Annotated in this window: 20 protein-coding genes; 7 read left to right on the forward strand and 13 right to left on the reverse strand. The window is 71.8% G+C overall.

Annotation, left to right across the window (positions count from 1 at the left end):
- Positions 1–11: 11 nt before the first annotated feature.
- Positions 12–332 carry a hypothetical protein gene (locus tag GVL05_RS14785; RefSeq protein WP_123340134.1) on the reverse strand — a complete coding sequence of 107 codons (321 nt, stop codon included), beginning with the start codon at positions 330–332 and terminating at the stop codon, positions 12–14.
- 151 nt (positions 333–483) lie between these two features.
- On the opposite strand from GVL05_RS14785, the gene GVL05_RS14790 reads away from it, so the two are divergent.
- Positions 484–1,689, forward strand: coding sequence for a PP2C family protein-serine/threonine phosphatase (locus tag GVL05_RS14790; RefSeq protein WP_159573602.1), 1,206 nt, complete (start codon positions 484–486; stop codon positions 1,687–1,689).
- 255 nt (positions 1,690–1,944) lie between these two features.
- Here GVL05_RS14790 and GVL05_RS14795 read toward each other — a convergent pair whose 3' ends face one another.
- Together GVL05_RS14795 and purD are read right to left on the reverse strand one after the other, a co-directional pair.
- Positions 1,945–2,814 (reverse strand): phosphoribosylaminoimidazolesuccinocarboxamide synthase, encoded by an 870-nt coding sequence (locus tag GVL05_RS14795; protein WP_159573603.1) that lies wholly within the window; start codon positions 2,812–2,814, stop codon positions 1,945–1,947.
- Positions 2,811–4,079, reverse strand: coding sequence for a phosphoribosylamine--glycine ligase (gene purD, locus GVL05_RS14800; RefSeq protein WP_159573604.1), 1,269 nt, complete (start codon positions 4,077–4,079; stop codon positions 2,811–2,813). The genes GVL05_RS14795 and purD overlap by 4 nt, the downstream gene beginning before the upstream one ends.
- A 57-nt stretch (positions 4,080–4,136) precedes the next feature.
- Between purD and GVL05_RS14805 the strand changes: the two genes are divergently transcribed.
- Complete coding sequence (locus tag GVL05_RS14805) at positions 4,137–4,499, forward strand: sterol carrier family protein (protein WP_131846930.1); 363 nt, start codon at positions 4,137–4,139, stop codon at positions 4,497–4,499.
- A gap of 222 nt (positions 4,500–4,721) precedes the next feature.
- Here the strand turns inward: GVL05_RS14805 and GVL05_RS14810 are convergent, their stop codons facing one another.
- Positions 4,722–7,253: a LuxR C-terminal-related transcriptional regulator gene (locus tag GVL05_RS14810; RefSeq protein WP_159573605.1), complete on the reverse strand. Its 2,532-nt coding sequence runs from the start codon at positions 7,251–7,253 to the stop codon at positions 4,722–4,724.
- A 162-nt stretch (positions 7,254–7,415) separates the two neighbouring features.
- Here GVL05_RS14810 and GVL05_RS14815 point away from each other — a divergent pair, with 162 nt between their 5' ends.
- A complete protein-coding gene (locus tag GVL05_RS14815; protein WP_111085569.1) occupies positions 7,416–7,811 on the forward strand; it encodes a hypothetical protein in 396 nt (131 codons plus the stop codon).
- 84 nt (positions 7,812–7,895) lie between these two features.
- Here GVL05_RS14815 and purF read toward each other — a convergent pair whose 3' ends face one another.
- Positions 7,896–9,353 (reverse strand): amidophosphoribosyltransferase, encoded by a 1,458-nt coding sequence (gene purF / locus GVL05_RS14820; protein ID WP_111085568.1) that lies wholly within the window; start codon positions 9,351–9,353, stop codon positions 7,896–7,898.
- A gap of 73 nt (positions 9,354–9,426) precedes the next feature.
- Here purF and purM point away from each other — a divergent pair, with 73 nt between their 5' ends.
- Positions 9,427–10,524, forward strand: a complete 1,098-nt coding sequence (gene purM / locus GVL05_RS14825; RefSeq protein ID WP_159573606.1) for a phosphoribosylformylglycinamidine cyclo-ligase — start codon at positions 9,427–9,429, stop codon at positions 10,522–10,524.
- Between the two features lie 242 nt (positions 10,525–10,766).
- On the opposite strand, the gene GVL05_RS14830 is transcribed toward purM, so the two are convergent.
- The gene (locus GVL05_RS14830) at positions 10,767–10,985 is read right to left on the reverse strand and encodes a DUF3073 domain-containing protein (protein ID WP_111085566.1); all 219 of its coding nucleotides are present in this window, start codon (positions 10,983–10,985) and stop codon (positions 10,767–10,769) included.
- A gap of 158 nt (positions 10,986–11,143) precedes the next feature.
- Here GVL05_RS14830 and GVL05_RS14835 point away from each other — a divergent pair, with 158 nt between their 5' ends.
- Entirely contained in the window at positions 11,144–12,259 is a 1,116-nt protein-coding gene (locus tag GVL05_RS14835; protein WP_159573607.1) for an NAD(P)-binding domain-containing protein, read from the forward strand.
- Between the two features lie 318 nt (positions 12,260–12,577).
- Here the strand turns inward: GVL05_RS14835 and GVL05_RS14840 are convergent, their stop codons facing one another.
- The 4 genes from GVL05_RS14840 to GVL05_RS14855 all read right to left on the reverse strand — a co-directional run bounded on the left by GVL05_RS14840 (position 12,578) and on the right by GVL05_RS14855 (position 16,414).
- The gene (locus GVL05_RS14840; protein WP_123671966.1) at positions 12,578–13,018 is read right to left on the reverse strand and encodes a DoxX family protein; all 441 of its coding nucleotides are present in this window, start codon (positions 13,016–13,018) and stop codon (positions 12,578–12,580) included.
- A 109-nt stretch (positions 13,019–13,127) separates the two neighbouring features.
- Positions 13,128–13,373 (reverse strand): DUF3072 domain-containing protein, encoded by a 246-nt coding sequence (locus GVL05_RS14845; protein ID WP_123293659.1) that lies wholly within the window; start codon positions 13,371–13,373, stop codon positions 13,128–13,130.
- A 54-nt stretch (positions 13,374–13,427) separates the two neighbouring features.
- Entirely contained in the window at positions 13,428–14,183 is a 756-nt protein-coding gene (locus GVL05_RS14850) for a hypothetical protein (RefSeq protein WP_123293660.1), read from the reverse strand.
- Positions 14,184–14,194: 11 nt separating this feature from the next.
- Positions 14,195–16,414: an APC family permease gene (locus GVL05_RS14855; RefSeq protein WP_123937529.1), complete on the reverse strand. Its 2,220-nt coding sequence runs from the start codon at positions 16,412–16,414 to the stop codon at positions 14,195–14,197.
- A 130-nt stretch (positions 16,415–16,544) separates the two neighbouring features.
- Between GVL05_RS14855 and GVL05_RS14860 the strand changes: the two genes are divergently transcribed.
- Positions 16,545–17,333 carry a MerR family transcriptional regulator gene (locus GVL05_RS14860; RefSeq protein ID WP_159573608.1) on the forward strand — a complete coding sequence of 263 codons (789 nt, stop codon included), beginning with the start codon at positions 16,545–16,547 and terminating at the stop codon, positions 17,331–17,333.
- A 158-nt stretch (positions 17,334–17,491) separates the two neighbouring features.
- Here GVL05_RS14860 and GVL05_RS14865 read toward each other — a convergent pair whose 3' ends face one another.
- From GVL05_RS14865 to GVL05_RS14875, 3 genes are all read right to left on the reverse strand, one after another.
- A complete protein-coding gene (locus GVL05_RS14865) occupies positions 17,492–18,073 on the reverse strand; it encodes a PadR family transcriptional regulator (RefSeq protein WP_111085559.1) in 582 nt (193 codons plus the stop codon).
- Positions 18,070–19,035, reverse strand: coding sequence for a DUF4097 family beta strand repeat-containing protein (locus GVL05_RS14870; RefSeq protein WP_159573609.1), 966 nt, complete (start codon positions 19,033–19,035; stop codon positions 18,070–18,072). Before GVL05_RS14870 ends, GVL05_RS14865 begins: the two co-directional genes overlap by 4 nt.
- 134 nt (positions 19,036–19,169) lie before the next feature.
- The gene (locus tag GVL05_RS14875; RefSeq protein WP_159573610.1) at positions 19,170–19,823 is read right to left on the reverse strand and encodes a YitT family protein; all 654 of its coding nucleotides are present in this window, start codon (positions 19,821–19,823) and stop codon (positions 19,170–19,172) included.
- A gap of 61 nt (positions 19,824–19,884) precedes the next feature.
- Between GVL05_RS14875 and GVL05_RS14880 the strand changes: the two genes are divergently transcribed.
- Positions 19,885–21,305: PLP-dependent aminotransferase family protein (locus tag GVL05_RS14880; protein WP_159573611.1), on the forward strand; the 1,421-nt coding region annotated here is incomplete at its 3' end.

Raw genomic sequence — 21,305 nt, forward strand, 5'->3', positions numbered from 1 at the left:
CCGACCCGCGCTCAGCAGCCCGTCGTCGTCAGGGTGACCGTCGCGACGGCGTCGTTCGTCACCGTCGTCGTCTGCGGGCACAGCGAGCCCGCGCGGACCGTCACCTTGCCGAGCGGGACGCCCGCGAAGTCCGCGGTGCCTCCGGGGAACACCCGCTGGTGCTCGGAGAGCTTGCCCGTCGACGCGAAGACCTTGACCTCGTACGGGTGGTCGGCGGCGTTGTCCGACACGGTGACCGAGACCTGGCCGGTCGAGTCGTGGGCGCCGCACCCCGCGAGCGTCACCAGAGCCGCCGCAGCGAGGGCGACAGCGGGCAGGACACGGCGGGACACGCGTCCAGGGTAGTCCGACGCCGGGCCGCGCCGGGTCGCGCCGATCCAGGGTCGACGGCCGAGCGCTCGGCGAGCCTGCCCCGCGGACTGGGGTGGTGCGTCCTCCGTAGTGGGGACAGGCCCTGTCCGGTTGGCGCGTTAGCGTGGGTGCATGCACTCGGAGACAGCGACGACCGTCCCAGTCACCGGCGCGACCGACGCCGTGCGCCGCGCAGCGCTGCTCGCCGCACTCGACGTGGTCGAGGGTGGCGCCGAAGAGCGCTTCGACCGGATCACGCGCATCGCGCGTGAGGCCCTCGGGGTCTCCGGCTCCTTCCTGAACCTGGCGGGCGAGACCTCGCTGACCATCAAGTCCCAGCAGAGCGACAGCCACTTCGGACCGGTCATCCCGCTGCAGGACATCTTCTGCGGGCGCACGCTGGGGGAGCGCGGCCCCGTGCTCGTGCCGGATGCGCGCATCGACGCCCGCTACTCCGACATGCCGATGGTCGTCGGTGACCCGAACGTCCGCTTCTACGCCGGGGTCCCGCTGCGGCTCGGCGACGACGACGTCAAGGTCGGCACGCTCTGCCTCATCGACCCGGAACCGCGGACCCTCGACGCCGACGAGGTCGCCCTGCTCCAGGAACTCGGTGTCTGGGCCGAGCGGGAACTGGCAGCCGGCGCCGACGAGGACCGCCTGCGGTCCGTGCTCGCGGGGCTCGAACCCGGCACGGTCGACGTGCCCGGCTACCGGATCGCCGGGCTGTCGGTGCCGCACGGCGTCGTCTCCGGCGACTTCCACGACTGGCACCGTTCGGGTGACGACGCCGTGCACCTGACCGTGGCGGACGTCATGGGCAAGGGCATGTCGGCTGGGCTGCTCGCCGCGAACATCCGCGGCGCACTGCTCGCCCGGGGTGACCTGGCACCCGGCGTCGCCGTCGCCGAGCTCGAGGCGCAGGTCGCACCCGACCTCAGCCGCGCCGAGTCGTTCGCGACGATGTTCCACGGCCGGCTCACGCCCTCGACCGGCCGGATCGACTTCACCGACGCCGGACACGGGCTCGTCCTGCAGCTCCGCGACGACGGCGCCGAGCGCATCCTGCGGTCGTCGGACCTGCCGATCGGGCTGCACCCCGCGGGCATCGAACGTGCCTCCGGGTCGCTCGTCATGCGTCCGGGTGACGTGGTCATCGTGGTCAGCGACGGCGCGCTCGAGCTGTGGGACTCCACGCTCGCGTCGCTGTCGCAGCTCGGGGAGCTCTACCGCGGCTCGCCGGACATCGCGACGTTCCTCCAGCGGGTGCGGTCACGTGCGGTCGACCACGACCCGGGCGACGACCTGACCGTCGTCGTGGTCGCGCGCGACCTCTGACGACGCGCCGTCGGCAGGTCGTCGGCAGGTCGTCGGCAGGCCGTGCGTCGGTCGTCGGCAGGTCGGGACTGGTCGCTCGTCGACTGGTCACGACGTGCCGTCGGCGCGCCGCCGGGCGGTCACGAACGGTCGGGTACCGGGGGTCTGAACGACGGCTCGTGACCGGTCGCCGGATGTGAGCGGGGTGTCGTGACCGGTCGCGGCCCGCTCGGGGCACGCTCGGGGCCCGCGCAGCAGGCCCGCAGCAGGAACCGACTAGGCGCCGAGGCGCTCGATGAGCTCGGCGTAGCGCGCGGCGGTGCGGGACACGATCGCCTCGGGCAGCACCGGGGGCGTGCCCTGGCGGTCCCAGTTGGCGCTGAGCCAGTCGCGCACGATCTGCTTGTCGAAGGAGTCCGTCCGACCGTCGGCCCGGGCGTCCCAGTACCGGCTCGAGTCGCTGGTCAGGACCTCGTCCGCGATCCGGATCCGGCCGTCGGCGTCCTGCCCGAACTCGAACTTGGTGTCCGCGATCACGACGTCGCGCTCGAGGGCGATCGCCGCCGCCTCGGTGTACACGTGCAGCGACAGGTCGCGCAGGGTCGCCGCGACCTCGGCGCCGACCAGGTCGACAGTCTGCTCGTACGAGATGTTCTCGTCGTGCTCGCCCTGCGGTGCCTTGTAGGCCGGGGTGTAGATCGGCTCGGGCAACCGGTCGCCATTCGACAGCCCCTGGGGCAGGGCGACGCCGCAGACGCTGCCGGTCTTCTGGTACTCGGCCCAGCCGCTGCCGACCAGGTACCCGCGCACGACGCACTCGACGGGGAACATCTCGAGCGGCATGACGTGCATCGACCGCGACTCGACCTCGGCCGGTACGGGGGTGCCACCGGACGACGGGCCGATGATGTGGTTCGGCACGTCGCTCAGCTGCGTGAACCAGAAGCGCGACAGGCGGGTGAGCAGCTCGCCCTTGCCCGGGATCGGTGGCTCGAGTGCGAAGTCATAGGCGCTGACCCGGTCGGACGCCACGAGCAGCAGCTCGGACGCGCTCTGGAGGTCGGCGGTGCCGGTCGGCACGTAGAGCTCGCGGACCTTGCCCGACGAGACGTGGTCCCAGCCGGCGATCACGGGCGCGGCGCTCATCGGGTGACCTTCGCGGCGATGTCGGTGCGGTACTGCGCGCCCTCCAGGGTGATGTCACCGAGGCCCGCGTAGGCGCGCTCCCGTGCCTGGGCGAAGTCGGCCCCGGTCGCGACGACGCTGAGCACGCGACCGCCGGTGGCGACGAGGCTGTCGTCGAGCACCCCGGTGGCGGCGTGGGCGACGGAGACGCCGTCGCGGGCGTTCGCGGCGTCGATGCCGGTGATCGGACGGCCGGTCTGCGGGTTCTCCGGGTAGCCCTCGCTCGCGAGCACGACCGTGACGGCTGCATCCGGACGGAACGAGGGTGCCGGGGTCCCCCCGAGCTGGCCCGTTGCGGCGGCGAGCAGCAGTCCGCTCAGCGGCGTCGCCAGGCGGGGGAGGACCACCTGGGTCTCCGGGTCGCCGAAGCGGGCGTTGAACTCGATGACCCGGACGCCCTGCTCGGTGACGATGAGCCCGCAGTAGAGGAGCCCGACGAACGGGGTGCCCTCGTGCTCGAGACGACGGACGGTGGGCAGCGCGACCAGCTCGGTGACCTCGTCGACGAAGGCCTGCTCGGACGCCCACCGATCGGCCAGCCACGGCAGCGGCGAGTAGGCGCCCATGCCGCCGGTGTTCGGCCCGAGATCGCCGTCGGCCAGGCGCTTGTAGTCCTGCGCGGGGCTGAGCGGGCGGACGTCGTGGCCGTCGCTCAGGAAGAACAACGAGACCTCTTCGCCGTCGAGGAACTCCTCGACCACGACGTGCCCGTGCTGCAGCCAGTAGGTGGCGTGGTCGATCGCGGCCTGACGGTCCTCGGTCACGAGGACGCCCTTGCCCGCGGCCAGCCCGTCGGCCTTCACGACGTACGGTGCGCCGAGCTCGTCGATCGCGGCGACGGCCTCTTCCGCCGTGCCGGCGTACACCGGGCGGCCGGTGGGCACGTTCGCCTCGGACATGATGCGCTTCGCGAAGGCCTTCGAGCCCTCGAGCTGCGCGGCGGCCTTGCCCGGCCCGAAGACCGGGATGCCCCGGGTGCGGACGGGGTCGGCCACACCGGCGATGAGCGGCGCCTCGGGCCCGACGACGACCAGTTCGACGTCGTTCTCGATCGCGTACTCGGCGACGAGCGCGCCGTTGGTGGGGTCGAGGGAGACGGTCTCGACATCGGCGGCGATGCCGGCGTTGCCGGGAGCAGCCGTGATGACGTGGCCCGCCTGTTCAGCGAGGAGGGCCGTGATGATCGCGTGCTCGCGGGCACCGGAACCGAGGACGAGGATTCGCACCCGATCACCCTACCGATCAGGACTCGCCCCCCGCGAGGCGACGGCTAGCCTGTGGAGATGCCACCCAGGAGGATCGAGGACGCCGCCGGCCGTGCCGCACTGACCGCGGTGCAGCAGGGCGACACGGCACGGGCGACCGTCGCGACGGCCGTCCGGTGGACCCTGCAGCGCCTCGCTGACGACGTGCCGGGCAACAGCGTCGAGGTCCGGGTGCCGCCGTTCGCCGCGGTCCAGGCCGTCCCCGGCCCGCGCCACACCCGTGGCACGCCGCCGAACGTTGTCGAGACGGACGCCACGACCTGGCTCGCGCTCGCGACCGCTGAGCTGACCTGGGACGAAGCCGTCGCGCAGTCACGCGTCAGCGCTTCCGGCTCACGTGCGGACCTGACGGCGTTCCTGCCGGTGCGGGTCGCGCTCTAGTCGCGTTCAGCACTACCTAGGCGGACGAACCGAATTAGGTAGTCCCTACCGATGCGGGCGCATGCACTGCGAACCTACGCTTGAAGTCGCCGGGATTCGGACCCGACCCGAACGGGTCCGAACCCGGCGACAGGGACCAAGGTACGCGATGTTCCACACAACGTGTCAACCGCCGCGGCGCGTCGTGCTGCAATGCGCAACGTTCTTGCGTCACGAGTGGACTCAGAAGAGTCCGGCGAGCTCCGACCGGGCGTGCAGGTCCCACTTGCCGAACACCCGCGACAGGTGCGCGTCGATGGTCCGCGTCGAGAGCCCGAGCTCCTCGCCGATCAGTCGGTTGCTCAACCCCTGCGCCGCGAGCTCGGCGACCTGGTACTCGCGGTTCGTGAGCGGTGGTTTCGGCCGGCCGGCCGTGACCGCCATGCCGTGCGACGCGAGCACCCCCTGCGCCGCGATCACCCGCGTCCGGTCGCGTGCGGTCAGGGCGTCGGCGTACTCCACGATCGCCGCGGCGAGCGGACCGTCGACCCGACCGGCGGCCTCCCGCATGCGACCGAGCGAGGTACCGGTCTCGCGTCCGTTCAGCATGTCCATCGCGTAGTGCAGCGTCTGCGCGTACATGACGTGCGTCCACCCACCGCTCGCCGTCCCGCGGTCGATGATGTCGTCGGCGTGCCGGAGCCCGGCCGGGTTGCCGAGCACCGCCTCGGTCCAGGCGATCGTCACCGCGACCTGCTCGCCCGTGATCCGCATCGCCCGCTGCGGGGTGGCCCTCGCCCGGTCGAGCGCTCGTGTCGCGTCCTCGGTGCGACCGGCGTAGGCGTACGCCATCGCGAGTCGTGCCCACGGGTAGGCCGCGAAGCCGCCGTGGTCCGCGACGTCGTACCGCTCGCAGGCAGCCGAGAACGCCGCGATCGCGTCGTCCCAGCGCCGTTGGCCGATGGCGAGGTTGCCGTCGCCGATGAGCTCGAGGGTGAAGTCGTACTTCAGGTACGGGTTCGACCGGCGGACCGGCACCTCGGTGAGCAGGTCGGCGAGGTCGCCGCGCCAGACCTGCACCTGGTGCAGCACTGAAAAGATCTCGCCGACGCTCCACGGTGCGTCCTCGAGGTGCTCGATCGCGGTGGCCAGTGCCCGGCGGCCGAGGGCCGAGGCGTCGTCGAGCCGGCCGGCCGTGGCGAGCGCCATGATCGCGCAGGGGGCGACGCACAGGAACGCGAACGGGATCGTCGGGGCGTGCACGATGCCGCTGCGCTCGAGTTCGGCGCGGACCTCGTCGAAGCGGCCGCCCCACCCGAGGTGTGCGAGCCGCAGCAGGCGGAGCCGTTCGACCGCGTCGCCGGTCACCAGTCGGCTCGCGACGTCGGTGAGCGCGACCGCTGCCAGCACGTCGTCGTCGTGGAACTGCCGGATGTTGGCGAGGATCTCGCAGGCCTCGACCACGAGGGCGTCGTCCACCGTGCCGGGGTCCGCACGGGCGACGGCCCAGGCGGCCTCGGCGTCGGCGCGACCGGCCTCGCGCCCGTCGGTGTACGAGTACGCCAGCGACCGCAGGCAGCGCGCGGCGACCTGCTCGTTCGGGTGCAGCGTCCGCCGGAGCGCTGCGGAGGTCAGGGCGATCGCGCTCTCGTGCTCCTGCAGCCGAACCGCGACCTGCGCCGCGTCGAGCAGCTGCTCGACCGCGGGCACGACACCGCAGTCGAGCGCCCAGAGCGCCGACCGCAACCGTGCGGCGGGCGGGGCACCCTCGGGACTGTCGGCGCGGAAGGCGTTCGCGCGGGCGAACAGTGCCGTGCGGCGGGCGACCGGTACCAGGCCGCGGATCACGTCGCCGACGAGCGGGTGCTGCGGACGGGCCACCGCGGCGCCGTCGTCGAGCGAGTCGATCCGGACCAGCCCGAGCGCGACCACGCGGTCGACGTCGCCGCCGCTGACCAGGCCGAGCAGCCGCGCGAGCGGGATCGGGTCGGCCAGTGCCACGATGTCGACGACGTCGCGCAGGTCCTCCGGCAGCGAGCCGAGCTCCGTCCGGTACATGTCGGCGAGGCTGTTCGACGCCGTCACCCGGCCGCGCCAGTACCACCCGGACGCCGTGTGCTCGAGAGCACCCGAGGAGCGGGCGGCGCGGACGACCTCGCGCAGGTAGAGCGGGTTGCCGGCGGTCGCCCGGTGCACCCGTTCGGCCGAGGCGTTCTCGAGCTGCGAGCCGAGTGCCTCGGCCACCAGGGCCGACGTCTCGCGCAGGGTGAGCGGCTCGAGGTCGATGCGCTCGAGCAGGTCGTCCTGCCACAGGGCGCGGAGCGGTTCCGGCAGCGCGGTGAAGTCACGGCAGGTCAGGACGAGCCGCGCACCCTGGTGCCGGACGAGCCACGCCACGTACCGGGCGGAGATCGCGTCGAGGTGGTCGGCGTCGTCGACGCGCAGCAGGACGTCGCGGTCCGCCAGGTCGGCGATCGCTCGGAGGCGCTGCTCGGCCCCGGCGTCGTCGGACAGTTCCGACAGGGTCGCCGGCAGCTCGCCGAAGCGGTCCGAGATCGCGCCGAAGGGCATCGACCGCCCGGAGGCGACGGCGGTGATGGGCACCACGACCGTGCGCCCGGTGGCGTCCCGTCCGGCGACGCGGTCGGTGACGCGGGCGGCGACGGTGCTCTTGCCGAGACCCGGGGCGCCGACGAGCGCGACGCTCCACTGGTGCTCCGCGACGACGGACACGGCACGGTCCTCTTCGTGGCGTTGCATCACGGGCCAGGTCACGCGCGCCGGGGTGCTCGGGGTGCGACCTCGCCCCCGTACGGTCCGTTCTCGCATCCGTGTCACCTCCAGCCCTTGGGATACCAACGCGTACGGATCATCCTCTCCTGGATCGGACTGCGCGGACAGGCCGGGAGACGTCCCACAGTGGGGGACAATGGGTGGGTGAGCAACACCGATCGACCCGACGACCAGCCGGTCCCGGCCCCTGCGCCGAACGCCGTCTCCACCTCTGACGAGGTCACGATCCGTCGTGCCCCGAAGTTCGGGGTGTTCATCGTCGGCGGTGCGGTGCTCGGGTTCATCGCGACCCTGATCGTCGTCTCGCTCACCATGAACCTCGGCGGCCAGCAGGAGGAGTCGAGCTTCGGCAGCCTGGTGGGCTACTTCAGCCTGTGGGGCGTCACGATCGGCGCCTTCGTCGGCGCGGTCGTCGCCGTCGTGTTCGACCGGGTTTTCGCCCGACGCGCGGCTCGCCTGACGGCGGAGCGTGTCGAGGTCGAGCTGCCGCCCGAGACGGTCGACGGCGAGATCGACGAGCACGGCGACCAGCGGCCGTAGCCGCAACCGTCTTCGGACAGGAGGCCCGGTGCCAGCTGGCACCGGGCCTCCCGTCTGTCTGGTGGTCGCGATCGCGACCCCCACTCAGCTGAGCTGGTTCGCCTCGACCCAGGACAGGTACTCCGGGCTCACGGTGCCCGTGACGTACTCGCCCGTGAAGCAGCTCATCTCGAGGTCGGTCACGTCGGAGCCCTCGATGATGGCGTCCCGCATGTCGCCGATCTCCTGGTAGATCAGGTGATCGCTGCCGAGCACACGGTTGATCTCCGGGATCTTCCGGTCGTGCGCGATGAGCTCGTCGCGCGTCGGCATGTTGATGCCGTACACGTGCGGGAACCGGACCGGGGGAGCGGCGCTCGTGAAGGTGACCTCGTTCGCACCGGCGGCGCGGGCCATCTCCACGATCTCCTTGCTCGTCGTGCCGCGCACGATCGAGTCGTCGACGATCAGGATGTTCTTTCCCTTGAACTCCGACGACATCGCGTTGAGCTTCTGCCGGACGGACCGCTTGCGCTCCGCCTGGCCCGGCATGATGAAGGTCCGGCCGACGTAGCGGTTCTTGTAGAAGCCCTCGCGGTACTCGATGCCGAGCTTCCGCGCGACCTGCATGGCGGCCGGTCGGGACGAGTCCGGGATCGGCATCACGACGTCGATGTCACCGGTCGGCGCGTACTGCTCGATCGTGTCCGCCAGCCGGTTGCCGAGGCGCAGGCGGGCGTCGTAGACCGAGATGCCGTTCATGACCGAGTCGGGACGAGCCAGGTACACGTACTCGAACGAGCACGGCACGAGCCGCGGGTTCTTCGCACACTGCCGGGCGTGCATCTGCCCGTTCATCTCGATGAAGATCGCCTCGCCCGGAGCGACGTCGCGCACGATCTCGTAGCCGCCCGACTCGAGCACCAGCGACTCGCTCGCGACGACCCACTCGGGCTGGCCGGCCTCGTCGAACTTGTGGCCGAGGATGAGCGGCCGGATGCCGAACGGGTCGCGGAAGGCCAGGAGCCCGTGGCCGGCGATCGTGGCGATCGTGGCGTACGAGCCCTCGACCCGCTCGTGCACGCGCTCGACGGCGTCGAAGACCTGCCCGGGGTCGAGGTCGGTCCCGCGGACCTGTCCCTGCAGTTCGTGCGCCAGCACGTTCACCAGGAGCTCGGTGTCCGACGTGGTGTTGAGGTGCCGACGGTCGATGTCGAACAGTTCACGCGTCAGTTCCCGCGTGTTGGTGAGGTTGCCGTTGTGGACGAGGACGATGCCGTACGGCGCGTTCACGTAGAACGGCTGCGCTTCTTCCTCGTTGCTCGCCGCGCCCTTGGTGGCGTAGCGCACGTGGCCGAGGCCCATGGTGCCGAGGAGGGCGCGCATGTCACGGGTTCGGAACGACTCCCGCACGTGGCCGCGGGTCTTGTGCATGTGGTGCACGTGACCCTCGACCGTGGCGATGCCCGTCGAGTCCTGCCCGCGGTGCTGCAGGAGGAGCAGTGCGTCGTAGATGGATTGGTTGGCGGGGCCCTGTGCAACGAGGCCGACGATGCCGCACATTCGCGGGTGTGCTCCAGACCGTAGAATCGGGGGGTACCGAACAAGTCTGCCATGTCACCGCGAAGGACTCCGCATGCCCAACCCGTACGCCGAAGCCGGAGTGGACACCGCTGCCGGTGACCTGGCCGTCGAACTCATGAAGTCCGCAGTCGCGGCGACGCACAACAGCCACGTGCTGGGCGGCGTGGGCGGCTTCGCCGGACTCTACGACGTGTCGTTCCTGAAGGACTTCTCACACCCGTTGCTCGCGACCTCGACCGACGGCGTCGGCACCAAGGTCGCCATCGCCCAGGCGATCGACAAGCACGACACCATCGGGCAGGACCTGGTCGGCATGGTCGTCGACGACATCGTGGTGGTCGGTGCGAAGCCGCTGTTCATGACCGACTACATCGCCTGCGGGCGCGTCGTGCCGAACCGCATTGCCGACATCGTCGCCGGGATCGCCCGCGGCTGCTCGGCGACGGGCACCGCGCTGGTCGGTGGCGAGACCGCCGAGCACCCCGGGCTGCTCGGCCCGGACGACTACGACGTGGCCGGCGCCGCGACCGGTGTCGTCGAGGCCGGTTCGCAGCTCGGTGCCCACCTGGTGCAGGACGGCGACGTCGTGCTCGCCATCGAGTCGTCCGGGCTGCACTCGAACGGGTACTCGCTCGTCCGGCACATCCTGGCGTCGCGCGGGGTCGGGTACACCGACCAGCTGGCCGAGTTCGGCGGCGTCTCGGTCGGCGAAGCCCTGCTCGAGCCCACCCGCCTGTACACGACGCCGCTGCTGGAGCTGCTCGAGCAGCACCCGGGCGCCGTGCACTCCCTGTCGCACGTGACCGGTGGTGGCATCGCGGCGAACCTGGCGCGCGTGCTGCCCGTCGGCTCGTGGATCGAGGTCGACCGCTCGACCTGGCAGCCGCTTCCGGTCTTCCGCGTGCTCGCCGACATGGCCGGCACGCCGATCGAGGACACCGAGGGCACCTGGAACCTGGGCATCGGCATGTTCGCCGTGGTGTCCGCCAGCGCCGCGGTGGACGTCATCGAGTCGCTCGGCGTCGCCGGGATGCCCGCGTGGCCCGTCGGCACGATCGCCACGTCGGCCCGCGACCTGTCCGGCTTCGAGCAGGGTGCCAAGGGTGTCGACGGTGGCGCGGTGCGGCTCGTCGGGAGCTACGCCGCCTGACCCGGCCGGCCACGCCCGTCACGCAGGCCGCGTGGCGGGCGTTCGTCGTGCCTCCAGGCCGCACGACCTGCCGTCAGGTGTCCGCCGAGTGGCCACGAAGTGCCGCTCGGTCCGGCCGCGGGCGGCACTTCGCGACCACTCGGCGTTCCCCGCGTGGGGAGTCGTGACCGGTCCGCGTCACCCGCGTGGGCACGCAGAAACGCCGCGCTGCCCGGAGGCGCGCGGCGTGACGGCTGTGCCGGTCAGGCGGACTTGTTCTGGTCCGCTTCGGTCTCGAACTCGTCGGATTCGTCTGCCGCTTCGGGACCGTACTGGTCCGCCCAGCGGTCGACGAGATCGTCATCGGAGTGTTGTCCGGCGGAGAGCTCCTGCTCGAGTGCACCGTAGTTCGTCTGCGGGCTGAAGTACTTCAGCTCACGGGCGACCTTGGTGTGCTTCGCCTTTTGACGGCCGCGCCCCATGCGTGACCCCCTCGTTCGGCTCTGGTCCGGTCCTGGCGAATGACGGAAGATCACTCGGGGAACCAGACGGTTCGTGGTTTGAAATCTGCCAATCACTCTACCATGTACCTCGATCTGGACGTCGCCGCGACGGCTCCGCGCACAGGAGAATCGAAGTGATGACCGAACCCCTCGAGAACCCAGCCGACCAGTCCGCCCGTGTCGTCGTCATCGGTGCGGGGCAGGCCGGTCTGTCGGTGGGATACCACCTGCGCCGCCTGGGACTCGTACCCGGCACCGACCTGGTGCTGCTCGATCGTGCGCCGAGCACGGGTGGTGCCTGGCAGTTCCGGTGGGAGGCCCTGCGGCTCGGCGCGGCGCACCGCGTGCACGACCTGCCGGGGATGCGGGCGATGGGGCTGCAGTTCGACGACGCCGATCGGTCACGACCCGCCCGGGACGTCGTGGGGGAGTACTACAGGCGGTTCGAGCAGCACTACGACCTGCGGGTCCGGCGTCCGGTCTCGGTGCCGTCGGTCTCGCGCACCGCGGACGGCCGACTGTGCGTCACGACCCGCTCCGCCGACGGCACCGAGACCCGGATCCGCGCCGACGTCGTGGTGAACGCATCGGGCACGTGGGGCACGCCGTTTGTGCCGTGGTACCCGGGCCGAGGCGCGTTCCGCGGACGACAGCTCGACACGACCGAGTACCGCAGCGCCGCGGAGTTCACCCGGCAGGACGTCGTCGTGGTCGGCGGCGGGACGAGTGCCATCGGTTTCCTGCTCGAACTCGACGGCGTCGCGCGGTCGACCCACTGGTTCGTCCGGCGGCCGATCGTGTGGGCGGACTCGTCGTCGCTCGACCTCGAGTCGGCGGTCGCAGCGGTCGACGAGCAGGACCGGGCGGCCCGTGCCGGCGAGGTGCTGCCGAGCATCGTGAGCGGCACGGGCGTGCCGGTCTCGCGGCGGATTCGCGCGGGCATCGACCGCGGGGTGCTTCGCGACCAGCCGATGTTCACCCGGATGGACGAGACCGGCGTGGTGACGGCCGCCGGCACGCACGTGCACGCCGACGCGGTGCTCTGGGCGACCGGGTTCCGGGCCGACCTGCGGCACCTCGCGCCGCTGCACCTGCGGACCGCGGCCGGCGGGGTCGTCGTGGCGGACGGGCGCTCGGTCGACGAGCCACGGTTGTTCCTGGCGGGCTACGGGCCGCAGGCGTCGACGATCGGGGCGAACCGGGCCGGACGGCTCATCGCCCGCCAGGTGATGGACGTGCTCGCCGCCGCGTGAGCTGGTCAACCTCGCACCGTGCGAGGTTCGTCGTCCCGTGCGGCCTGGGTGGACTGCGCACCGTGCGAGGTTCGTCGGGCGGTGCGGGGTCGGCGGGCTGCGCACCGTGCGAGGTTCGTCGCCCCGCGCGGGGTTGGCAGCTCGGTGCGAGGCTCTGTCGGCGCACCGAGCGGTCAACCTCGCACGGGCCCACGAAGCGCGCACCGTGCGCAGCGCGACGGGGCGGCGCGCCAGGCGGCAGCAGCACGCCAGGCCGCACGCACACACGCACGCGGCGGCAGGCGGCGGCGCAGCACGCACGCCCGCACATCCCGCGGGTCAGGCGGGCAGGGGCTCCTGCACGCCACGACGGCGACGGGACGACGCCAGGAACACGGCGTCGAGCGAGAACCGCCCCGGGCCGGTCAGCGCCACGACGAGCGACCCGACCGCCAGGACGAGCACGTACTCGAAGCCGCCGTCCTGCGAGTAGAAGCCCGACGACGCATGCGCGAGCAGCCCCGCGACGACCATGTCGACGGCGAGCAGGACGCCCACGACACGGGTCGCGACGCCGAGCACGAGCAGCACGCCGCCGACGAGTTCGAGGCCCGCCACCAGGGGCGCGGCGACGTCGGCGAGCGGGACGCCCATGCCGGAGAAGCCCTGGGCGACGTTCGGGATGCCCTGGGCGAACTTCTGGGCGCCGTGAGCGATGAACACCACCCCGAGGACGATGCGGAGCGCGGTCAGGCCGATTGAGGTCGATGTCGTTCGCATGGCCACGAAGCTAACCGGTGACGCGTCATCGAACCCCCTCGTCCGGGGGTCTGCCCGGACATCACCAGAACATGCCCAGGCTGGGGTCCGCCGAAGGGCGGACCCGCTCTCAGGAACCCGTGGTGTCCGTGCCGCGGCCGGTCTGCTGCTGCAGGCGGTCGATGTGCTCCGAGGCCTCGGCCTTGGTCAGGTCGGCGGAGAGCTCCTCGCCGGCTTCACGGGCCAGGGTGTCGAGGTAGCTGCGCTGGGGTCCGGTCATCGGCTCGTCACCGGTGACCCACTGCTCGGGGTCCTTGCTCGCGTCGGTCGACGGGTCCGGACGGGCGCCGCCGAGGGTCTCTTCTGCATCACTCATGCCGAGGACGCTACGCCGCACCTCCGACGCACCCCGCAGGAGGCGTGTCCCCCGTCAGACCGGCGTGGCCGAGTACCGCACCAGGTCCGGGCCGACCGCACTCGTGGCGATCGGCACGGTCCGTCCCTCGCGCCGGACCCAGATCGTCGCGGCCTGCTCGTCGATGCGCTCGACCTCGTGCAGCGATCCGTCGAGCAGTACGGTCGCGGACACCACGACCCGGCCGCTGGACGGCCGCGGGGGCAGACCGGGGACGTCATCGTCGTACGCCGCGTAGTCGCCGGGCTGCAGGAACGGGGACACCGGAGCGGTCACGACCTCGAAGCCGTCGTCGACCTCGGCGACCGCCACGAGCCGTACCGCCTGGTCCGTCGGCAGGGGGACGTCGACCACCCAGGGCGCCTCGGAGCCGGCCAGTGCGCGGAAGGCGGGGCGACCGTCGGGGGCGAGTCGTGCCTCCAGGCCGTCGATCCGGACCCGTCCGCGACCGCGCGAATCGGCGTAGAGACCGGGCTCGATGCCGGACTGCCGCGCCTCGAGCCGGGTGATGACCACGCGGTCCGGGCGGTACCAGTCGCGGAGCGTCGACGGATCCACCCAGCCGACGCTGGGGACGCCGCGCGACAGCGCTGCCGACTCGTCGGCGGCGCGCTCGTCGAGCGCGCCCAGCGGGTGCTCGCCGCGCACGGCGACGAGTCCTTCGTGGCGGCTGCCCGCGACGGGCTCGTGGTCCAGCACCTCGACGCGCTTCGACACCTTGCCGCCGTGGCCGTCGAACGTGGCGAACGTCCGCAGGTCGGTGATCGTCATGACGTCAGATGCTACGACTCGTCGCCCCGACGCGGCGAGGTCGGCACGAGCGCGTGCAGCTCACCGGTGCACTGCGCGGGGTCGACGCCCTCGGCGGGACCGGCCGGTCGGGTCGCGCGACGCGGCTGCAGGCTGTTCCGCTGCGCGGACCGGGCCAGGCGATCGTCGACGACACCGTCCACCGGCGCTCCGGCCGAGCCGGCGAGGGACCGGCGGAGCGGGGGCCGCACGGGCTCGCCGCGACGTTCCTGGCCGGGGAGCGGACGCGACCGGCGGCCGTACAGCAGTTCGGACGAGTCGAGCAGCCACGGCACCAGCGCGACGGTGACGCCGTGCACGAGCAGGAGCTTCTTGCGGATGCGACGGCCGCGGTGGTTGTGGAGCAGGCCCTCCCACCAGTGGCCGACGATGAAGATCGGGGTGTAGACGGTGACGACCTCGGAGCCGTGCTCGAGCCGGTGCGCCTTGATGTACTTGATGAGCGGCATCGAGATGTCGCGGTACGGACTCGGCACGATGGTCAACGGCATCCGGATGCCGTACTCGGCCCACTGGTCGCGCAGGTTCTGGGCGTCGGCGTCGTCGATCGCGACGTGGACCGCCTCGCAGCTGGCGTGCTCGGCGGCGATCGCGTAGTCGAGGGCCTTGAGCACGGGCTTCTGCAGCTTGTTCACGAGCACGACGGCGTGGTCGCCGGTGGCACCGAACTCGGTCTCGACGTCGGCCTCGATCTCGTGCGAGACGTCGCGGTAGTAACGGTTCACGCCGAGCATGAGCACGTACAGGATCGGCATGATCAGGAACACGAGCCAGGCGCCGTGCGTGAACTTGGTGATCGTGACGATGACCAGGACGACGAGGGTGAACGTGGCGCCGATCGCGTTGATGGTGCGGGAGCGCACCACCTGCGCGCGGTTGACGGACGGATCGGCGGTGCCGGCCCGGTCCGCGCGCAGCAGTCGCGTCCAGTGCACGACCATGCCCGTCTGCCCGAGGGTGAACGACACGAAGACGCCGATGATGTAGAGCTGGATGAGGCTCGTGACGTTCGCCCGGTACACCACGAGCAGCGCCGCGGCGACGAGCGCCAGGACGATGACGCCGTTCGAGTAGATGAGCCGGTCGCCGCGCGTCGACAGGGCCTTGGGGGCGTACGAGTCGCGGGCCAGGATCGAGCCGAGCAGCGGGAACCCGTTGAACGCCGTGTTCGCGGCGAGGAGCAGGACCGCGGCCGTCGTCGCCTGGATGACGAAGAACAGCACCGAGTTGTCACCGAACGTCGCCGCCGCGATCTGGGCGATGAGGGAGCGCTGCGGCGTCGTGGCGCAGTCCGCGAACCCCTGCAGGTCGCAGGCGCGTTCGGCGTAGTGCACGCGGGACACGAGCGCGAGCGTGATGAGCCCGATGAACAGGACGATCGCGATGCCGCCCATCGCCACCAGGGTCGCCTGCGCGTTCTTGATCTTCGGGCGTCGGAAGGCCTGCACGCCGTTCGCGATGGCCTCGACGCCGGTCAGGGCCGAGCAGCCGGAGGCGAAGGCGCGGAGCAGCAGCAGGATGAACGCCGCCTGCGTCGTGTGCTCGACGTTGTCGACGGTGTACCCGGCGGACTCGGCGACCGGGGCGTGCCCGGCGGCCACCCGGACCAGGCCGGTGACGACCATCACGAAGACCGACGCCACGAACAGGTAGGTGGGGATGGCGAACGCCTTGCTCGACTCCCGCACGCCGCGCAGGTTCGTGGCGGCGAGGAGCACGACGAACACGAGCGCGAGTTCGACGCGGACGTCGTTCAGCATGGGTAGCGCCGAGATGATGTTGTCCACGCCGGAGGCCACCGACACCGCGACCGTCATCACGTAGTCGACGAGCAGCGCGCTGGCGACGACCAGCCCGGCCTTCTCACCGAGGTTCCGGTGCGCGACCTCGTAGTCACCGCCGCCTGACGGGTACGCCTTGATGAGCTGCCGGTAGGACGCGACGACCACCACGAGCAGCAGCACCACGAGCGCGGCCACCCACGGTGCGAAGGTCAGGAACGACATCCCGCCGAGCAGCAGGATCATCAGGAGTTCCTGCGGTGCGTACGCGACGGAGGACAGCGGGTCACTCGCGAAGATCGGCAGTGCCAGGTGCTTCGGGAGGAGCTGTCCTTCGAGCTTCTCGGAGGGGAGGGGATCCCCGATCAGTCGCGCTTTCAGCGACCGGACCTCGTTCGTCACGAGCGGCAAACCTACTCAGTTCCGGGCGGGAGTCAACACGGGTCCCCGGGCGGTCATTCCCGGTCGGTCGCGTGTCGTCGACTCCGCACCCCGATCACCCCGTGCGGTTGACGTTGCGTCAACCTCTACGGTGGGCTGCATGAGGGATCCGTCAGACATCGCCACCGCAGCTGCGAAAGCACCCCACGGCATCGCCGACGTGGCGCGATCCGCCGGGGTGTCGAGCCGCACGCTCCGCCACTACGACGCCATCGGGCTGCTGCCGGCCACCGCCGTCGGCGACGGCGGACTCCGTCGCTACGACGACCGGGCGCTCGTTCGGCTGCAGCGCATCCTGCTGCTGCGCGGCCTCGGCCTCGGGCTGCCTGACATCCGCCGGGTCCTCGACGGCGAGCAGGACGACGTCGCCGCCCTCACCGCGCACGTCGCCTGGCTCGAACACGAGCGGGACCGCCTCGCCCGGCAGCTCGCCGCCGTGCGCACCACCATCACCAGGATCGAGAACGGGGACACCATGAACGCCACGGACACCTTCGACGGGTTCGACCAGACCCGCTTCAAGCACGAGGTCGAGGAGCGCTGGGGAGCGGGCGCCTGGCAGCGCGGCACCGCCTGGTGGGATGCGAAGGACACCGCGGGCAAGCAGGCGTTCCAGGACGAGCTGCGCGCGATCGCCCGGGACGCCGCAGCGCTCGCCGCGTCCGGCGACGGCCCGGACTCGCCGGCCGCGCAGGCACTGGCGCGGCGGCAGTTCGCGTGGCTCGCCGAGTCGACGCCGCCGGCGGACCTCACCGCGGAGCGGTTCCGGACACTCGCCGAGATGTACGTGCACGACGAGCGGTTCGCGCACGCCTACGACTGGGCCGGAGCGGGTGCGGCACGTGCGCTGCGCGATGCGATGGTCGCGTTCGCCGACCGCGGGTTGTAGCGCACGAACCGCGGGCCGTCGTGCGCGAACGGAACCAGGTTCCGGTCACGACACCACGGATCGGCGTGGTGCTGTGTCCGGAACCTGGTTCCGTGGGTGGGGCGGTGCGACGGGCGGCCGGGAGGCACGGGTCGCGACCGCCTGTCGGCCGCGGGCCGTCAGAGCGACTTGCGCAGGGCCTCCAGGCCGTCACGCAGACGCGTCACGGTGTCCGCACGGAGTGTGCCGCGGGTCGCACGTCGGCGCAGGTCCGCGCGGACCTGCTGCCGGAACGACGACAACGCCATCTCGAGCTCGCGCAGGGCACGGGCGCTCTCCGACGGCACCGAGACGGGGTCCTCGTGGGAACCGGTGCCGGGGCTCTCCGCCGAGGCGGCGAGGTCTGCACGGAGGGAGCGCATGGCCTCGCCGACCGAGGCGCGGACGCCGTCGGCCAGGGACTTCACCGAGTCGGCGACCCCGGACTCGACCGCGGCGATCTCGTCGGCACGGGCCGCGAGTTCGGTGCGGCCGGCCTCGGTGATCGCGTAGACGGTCTTGCGGCCGTCGGCGGTCTTCGAGACGAGGCCCTCTTCCTCGAGCTTCGCGAGCCGCGGGTACACGGTGCCGGCGCTCGGCACGTAGGTGCCGCCGAACCGGTCGCCGAGGGCCTGGATGAGCTCGTAGCCGTGCATCGGGTGGTCCGCCAGCAGCACGAGCAGGTACAGGCGGAGGTGGCCGTGGGCGAAGACGGGACTCATGCGGGCACCTCGCCGTCGTTGGTCGGCGTTGTGTCGGTGACGGGGGCAGTACCGGAAACCCCGCCGGGCGCGTCGCCGTCGTTGGTCGGGACCGTCGGGGGCACGGGCGCCGTCGGGGGGACCGGCGCCGTCGGGGGTGCCGGGGGTGCGGTCGGCTCGGTGGCGACCGGCGGGGCGTGCAGCACCGCGATGTCGCCGGAGACCGAGTTCACGCGCAGGTCGAGCCACTGGCCGGCCAGCTCGCCACCCTGCTTGACGTACGAGCCGCGCACACCGCGGATCTCGGAGTCGTCGAACTGCAGCTTGCCGGACGCCGTGCTGACGGTGCACTGGTAGGCGACACCGTCCTCGAGCCGGACGCTCACGCCACCCGAGACCGTGTTGACGCGCGCCGACTCCGGCACGCCGTGCAGGTCGAGCACGACGTCCGCCGAGACACCGTCCGCCTGGAACCGCGGGATCTCGCCCGTGGCCACGACGTCACCCGAGACCGTGTGGACCGTCAGCGCGCCGTCGAGCTCGCGGATGGTCGTCGCGCCCGAGACGGCGTTGACCGTGACGTCGCCGGCGACACCGTCGACGACGAGGTCGCCGGACACCGTGTTGAGCATCGCGCCGCGGTTCGTGCCGGACAGCAGGGCACCCGCCGACACGACGCCGAGGTGCACCGAGGCGTCGCGGGGGACCAGGATGCTGACGTCCGCGTGGGCCTTGCCGCGGAACGACTTCAGGAACCCGATGGGGTCGTCCCAACGGATCTGCGGGTGGTCGACGGTGAGCGTGTCGCCGTCGACCTCGATCTTCAGCTGCTTGCCGGACACGCTGTGGACCTCGACCCGTGCGGTGGGTTCGTCGTGTGCCACGACGTCCACCTGACCACCGACGAGTCCGACACGGAGTGTGCGGACGATGCCGGTGTCGATGACCTTGGGCTCGTCGACGAGCCACTTCTCCTGCGTCATGTTGCTTCCTCCAACTCGCGATGTATCGCGTCTGTGGAAGTCACGCTATATCGCGATTCTGCGATGCGCAAGGGTGCCGGGCGGATGGTGAGCAGAAATGGTCGGGTGGGGCCCTGCGACCCGACCATTCCTGCTCATGAAGCGTGCGCGACGGAGGTGGGGCGGGCCTCCCGGACGACCCGGCGCTCCGGGCTCCACGGGAACCGGCGGAAGAACGGCATGAGTGGCTGCACCATCGGACCGATCGCGAAGGCGGCGATGACGGTGCCGGCGCCGACGTTCCCGCCGAGGATCCACCCGACGATGACGACCGACACCTCCACCAGGGTGCGCGCGAGCCAGAGTGGCCAGCCGAGGCGCTCGTGCAGTCCGACCATCAGGCCGTCACGGGCCCCGGTGCCGAACCCCGCGCCGATGTAGAACGCCGTCGCGACGGCGAGCAGCACCAGTCCGGCGGCGAACAGGGCGACCCGGGCGAGCAGCCCGGACGGCTCCGGCACGAGCCAGAGCACCAGGTCGGCGCTCGGTCCGATCGCCAGCGCGTTCAGCAGCGTGCCGATACCCGGCTTCTGGCGCAGGGGGATCCAGAACAGCAGGATCACGCCGCTCGACACGACGGTGATGACGCCGAACGACCACGGCACCACGTTCTCGAGGCCCTGCGTCAGGACGGTCCACGACGAGACGCCGACGACCGCTCGGACCTGCAGCGCGGTGGAGGCGCCGTAGAGGAACAGTCCGACGAAGAGCTGGACGAAGCGGAACGTGAGGGCGGTGCTGCGGGACATGGGTTCATCGTCGATGCGGATTGGACTGCTGGTCGAGAGCCAATCGCGCTACCGTGGACCCATGACACCCGTGCTGTTGAGTGCCCGATCTGCTGCCCTGCTGCTCACCGACTGGCGCGACGGCACCGACGCCCCGGCGTACGAGGCCCTGTCCGACGCCATCCGGGTGCTCGTCATCGACGGCCGGGTCGCGCAGGGCGTGCGACTGCCGGCGGAGCGTGGGCTCGCGACCGCGCTCGGCATTTCCCGCACGACCGTGGCGAACGCCTACGCCCGACTGCGGTCCGACGGGTTCGTCGTGTCGGTCCGTGGCTCCGGCAGCGTGGTCCACCTGCCCGCGTCCTTGATCGGTCGTCCCGACCCGGAACGGCTCGGCGGGGTGGTCGACGGCGAGCTCCTCGACCTGCGGAAGGCCGCGCTGCACTCGGCACCGGGGATGGCCGAGGCCGTCGAGCGGGCGGTGCGACACGTGCCCGCGGCGCTCGCCGGTATCGGGTACGACACCGTCGGCGACCCCGGGCTCCGCGCCGCCATCGCCGACCGGTACACCGAGCGCGGACTGCCGACCGACCCGTCCCAGGTGATCGTGACGATCGGCGCGCAGCACGCCATCGCGCTGCTCGCACGGGTGCTCGTCCGTCGCGGGGACGCCGTGCTCGTCGAGTCCCCGACCTACCCGCACGCGCACGAGGCGTTCCGCGAGGCCGGCGGACGACTCGTCGGCGTGCCCGTCGACGCGCGGACCGGGTGGGACGCCGCCGCGCTCGAGACGACGCTGCGCCGGACCGCCCCGGCCGTCGCCTACGTCATGCCCGAGCTGCACAACCCGACCGGAGCGACCATGTCCGTGTCGACCCGCCAGCTGCTGCTGTCGGTCGCGGCGTCGGTCGGCACGACGGTGGTCGCCGACGAGACGATGGGCGAGCTGCGGATCGACGGCGCGCCGTCGCTGCCGCTGGCAGCAGCGGACCCGTCGGGGGCGTCGGTCGTGATGATCGGGTCAGCCGACAAGGTCTTCTGGGGCGGCCTGCGGATCGGCTGGATCCGCGCCGCACCGGCGCTCCTGCAGCGGCTGCTCGCCGCTCGCCCGACGGGCGACCTCGGCACCCCCGTCCTCGACCAGCTGGTCGCGCGGGAGCTGGTCCCACGCACGGCGGCCGTCCTGGAGGCGCGGCGCGAGTACCTGCGACAGGGTCGCGACGACGTCGTGGGCGCGCTCAGGGCACGACTCCCGGAATGGGACGTGCCGTCGCCCGCAGGTGGGCTGACGACGTGGGTGGGCCTCGGGCGACCGGTGTCGAGTGCGCTCGTGCTGGCCGCGCGGTCCGAGGGCGTGGTGCTGGCGTCCGGCGGGGTGTTCGGCCCGGACGGCGGGTTCGAACGGTTCCTGCGGGTGCCGTTCACGATGGCGCCGGCGGACCGCGGTCGTCTGGTGGACGTGCTCGAACGGGCGTGGGCTCGGGTCGGTGGGGAGTCCGCCGG

Source organism: Curtobacterium sp. 18060, assembly GCF_902706105.1.
Taxonomy (GTDB): Bacteria; Actinomycetota; Actinomycetes; order Actinomycetales; family Microbacteriaceae; genus Curtobacterium.